Origin of the sequence: Nocardia araoensis NBRC 100135 (assembly GCF_000308435.1) — a bacterium.
GTDB classification, from domain to species: Bacteria; Actinomycetota; Actinomycetes; order Mycobacteriales; family Mycobacteriaceae; genus Nocardia; species Nocardia araoensis.
Map to the genome: position 1 here is coordinate 1 of NZ_BAFR01000292.1, position 2,940 is coordinate 2,940.

The 2,940-nt window shown below is 72.3% G+C and carries 2 protein-coding genes and 2 pseudogenes; all 4 read left to right on the forward strand.

Annotation, left to right across the window (positions count from 1 at the left end):
• Positions 1-219 (forward strand): annotated as a pseudogene (locus tag ON21_RS30535) (hypothetical protein); the annotation flags it as partial.
• Between the two features lie 82 nt (positions 220-301).
• The gene (locus ON21_RS30540) at positions 302-787 is read left to right on the forward strand and encodes a GNAT family N-acetyltransferase (RefSeq protein ID WP_051021501.1); all 486 of its coding nucleotides are present in this window, start codon (positions 302-304) and stop codon (positions 785-787) included.
• A 132-nt stretch (positions 788-919) separates the two neighbouring features.
• Entirely contained in the window at positions 920-2,278 is a 1,359-nt protein-coding gene (locus tag ON21_RS41090; protein WP_373281161.1) for a ComEA family DNA-binding protein, read from the forward strand.
• Positions 2,275-2,940 (forward strand): annotated as a pseudogene (locus tag ON21_RS30550) (DUF4131 domain-containing protein); the annotation flags it as partial. The gene ON21_RS41090 and the pseudogene ON21_RS30550, both read left to right, overlap by 4 nt.

A 2,940-nucleotide genomic window follows, 5' to 3' on the forward strand; every position in this document is an offset into this window, starting at 1 on the left:
TCGCCGCGGCGGTCGACGCGGCCGGCGAGGACGGCCGCCGCGGTGGCCGTGCAGGCATCGTGGGCGCCGCGGACGCGGCCGCACACCATCGCAGGCCAGTTGCGCGAACTCGTGCCCGGCCTGAAAGAACTCATCGTCGCCGAGTTCGGGCCCGCACTGGCGGTGCACCTCGGGTTGGGGGCGCTCGGCGTGCTCGTCGTCCCCGGCGGGTGTCACTGAGCAGGTGCGATCGTTCAGTCGGACTACGATCTCGGTGATCCGAATGCGGGCGGGTCGCCCGGCGTACGGCTAGCGTCGGAACATGAGTTCCGTGAAGCCGCCGGTCCGTCCGCCGCTCACCGTGGCCGCGGTGGACTGGGACCATCCGGACGCGGCGACGTTGCGCGCGGAGATGGCCGCCGAGGTCGGGCCGCGCTACGCGCATCTGGCCAGGCAGTTGCCCACGAACCCGAACGCGGTGGACCCCGCCACCGTGCACAGCACTTTCGTGGCGTACTCGGCCGGTCCGGTGGGCCACGCCGCGCTGCGGTGGAACGGGGAGGAACTCGAGGTCAAACGGATGTTCGTCCGCCCCGCGTATCGCGGTTCGGGCGCCGCGGCGCTGTTGCTCGCCGCCACCGAGGATGCCGCCCGCGCGGCCGGACGCCCCCGACTGATCCTGCAGACCGGTCACCTGCAACCGGAGGCCGTTCGCTTCTACGAACGCAGCGGCTACCACCGCATCCCGATCTTCGCGCCGTACGAGGTCCTTCCGCTGTCGAACTGCTTCGCCAAAGATCTGGGCTGAGACGGCACGTCGCCGGATGCGCTGTCGCGCAGGACCGGCGAGTTGTCCACAGGGCGGCGGTTGTCAACAGCTTCGTCGAATCGGCTGGTCGAACGGATTCTTCCGGCGCGTGCCGGCACTACCGTCGCGGCCATGTCACGACAGGACGAACGCGAGCGGGTACGCCGGCGATTGGGTGAGCTGACCGCCCGGGTCGGCGTGAGCATGACGGCCGGTGCGGGCACCGGGACCGCCGGGCAGGGAGCGGAACGCGACCCGTCCGGATGGGGGACGGTGCGCTCTCCGCGCGGTGGGCGCGTGGACGAGACCGGGCAGCCGGATCGTCCGAGCCGCACCGCGCCCGCCGCCCCACGCCGGGGAGGAACGGGCACCGTCACACGCCCATCGCCTTCGGACGAAAAGGCCCCGCGTCCACCGGGGACCTGGCAGCAGACGAGCCGAAAACCGCCCGTCGTCCGCCCCGGTCCTATGGCAGGCCAGACGCAGCACCCACCGGATGGCGAGTCTGTGGTGCATTTCCGTCCCGCCGAATCCGAGGACGACGAAGACCAGCGCCGGTCGACGCCCGTGGGTAGCCCCACCGCCGGTGCTCCGCGAACGGATGAGCCAGGGCCCGAGAACTTTTCGGGTGCGGCGGGGAAATGGGATCACATGCGGTTGTCCGGCTGTCCCGCGCCCGACCGGGAGGCCGGAGACGATGTCGGTCGAGTCCGATCCCCAGGCTGGCTGGAGGAGTCGACGCACGGAGCGAACCGGCTGCACCGCCTTGTGCCCGAACGATTCCGGGGCGTCCGGCTCGATCCGGGTCGTCGCGGGGTCCGCACGCTCGTGTTCGTCGGCCTTGCCGCGATGGTCGTCGCCGGAGTGGTCGCGTTCCGTGAGCGCCCCATCGCGCACACGGTGCCGCCGTTGCCGATCGGGCAGAGCGTCGCCGCAGCCACGACCGGTGCCACCGCCACGGCGAGCGCGGCCGGGGATCGATCGGGACGAGCCGATCCCGGCCCGCCGACCACCGAACTGGTCGTCAGTGTGGTCGGCTTGGTGCAGCGCACCGGTTTGGTTCGGCTCCCCGAAGGTTCGCGTGTCGCCGATGCGCTCGCCGCGGCGGGCGGCCCGAGTGAAGGCGCGGACACCACCGGACTGAATCTGGCGCAGCGTTTGTCGGACGGCGATCAAGTGCTGGTCGGGCCGGTCGCACCGAATCCGGCCGCGCCGCAGCAGGCCAGCGGCACGATCGGCCCAGGCGGTCGTCCGTCCAGCGGGTCCGCCGCCGCGCCGAGCCGCCCTGCGAGCCCGGCGGGACGGATCGACCTCAATACGGCGTCCGAGGCCGAACTCGATGCTCTCCCCGGCGTCGGGCCCGTCACCGCACGCGCCATCGTCAGCTGGCGTACGACCAACGGTCGCTTCACCTCCGTCGAGCAGCTCGGCGAGGTCGACGGCATCGGCCCCGCCCGCCTGGCCCGGCTGCGTGATCTGGTGCGGGTATGAGCGCCGCGCGGTTGCTCGAACTGGTTCGCCGGAAGTTGGGCGCCGATACGGAATCGATGCGGGTCGGCACGGGCGCCGGCGCCGCTCGAAGTCAGAACGACGGTGCGGCGCCGGAAGAGCCCGGCGCCGTTCAGGCACTCGACGCTCGCCTGTTGCCCGCTGCCTTGTGCTGTTGGGGCGCAACCCTTGTGGCGGTGACGGCGGGGTGGCGGGCCGGGATGGTGCTGGCGCTCGCGTTGACGATTCTGGCCATCGGATTGTGGGTGCTGCTGCTGTGGGCGGTCGCGCACGCCGGCGAACGCCGGCGAGCGGTGGCGGCGGTGGCGCTCGCGGCGGTGGTGCTCGGGGCGGGGTTCGCGGCCGCGGCGGCATGGCGGGAACATCGCGTGGCGACGCATCCGCTGCGGGCGGCGGCCGGGCAATCACTGCGTGTGGTGGTCATTCCGACAGACGATCCGAAGCCGTTGCGCGCCAAAGGGGCGGGTGAGGATCGGGGGTGGACGGTTCGGGCGGATCTGCGAGAGTACCGGCGCGGTGGGGTGACGATACGCGCCGGCGGTGGGGTGGTCGTCCTTGCTTCGGGTCCGGAGTGGGGCGAGTTGTCTCCGGGCGGGCCGGTCGAGTTCCGCGCCAGGGTGGAGCAGCCGCGCCGGTCCGACCTC

Coding starts and splice junctions, on each gene's coding strand:
- ON21_RS30540 (WP_051021501.1), top strand. CDS start 302: ATGAGTTCCGTGAAGCCGCCGGTCCGTCCGCCGCTCACCGTGGCCGCG.
- ON21_RS41090 (WP_373281161.1), top strand. CDS start 920: ATGTCACGACAGGACGAACGCGAGCGGGTACGCCGGCGATTGGGTGAG.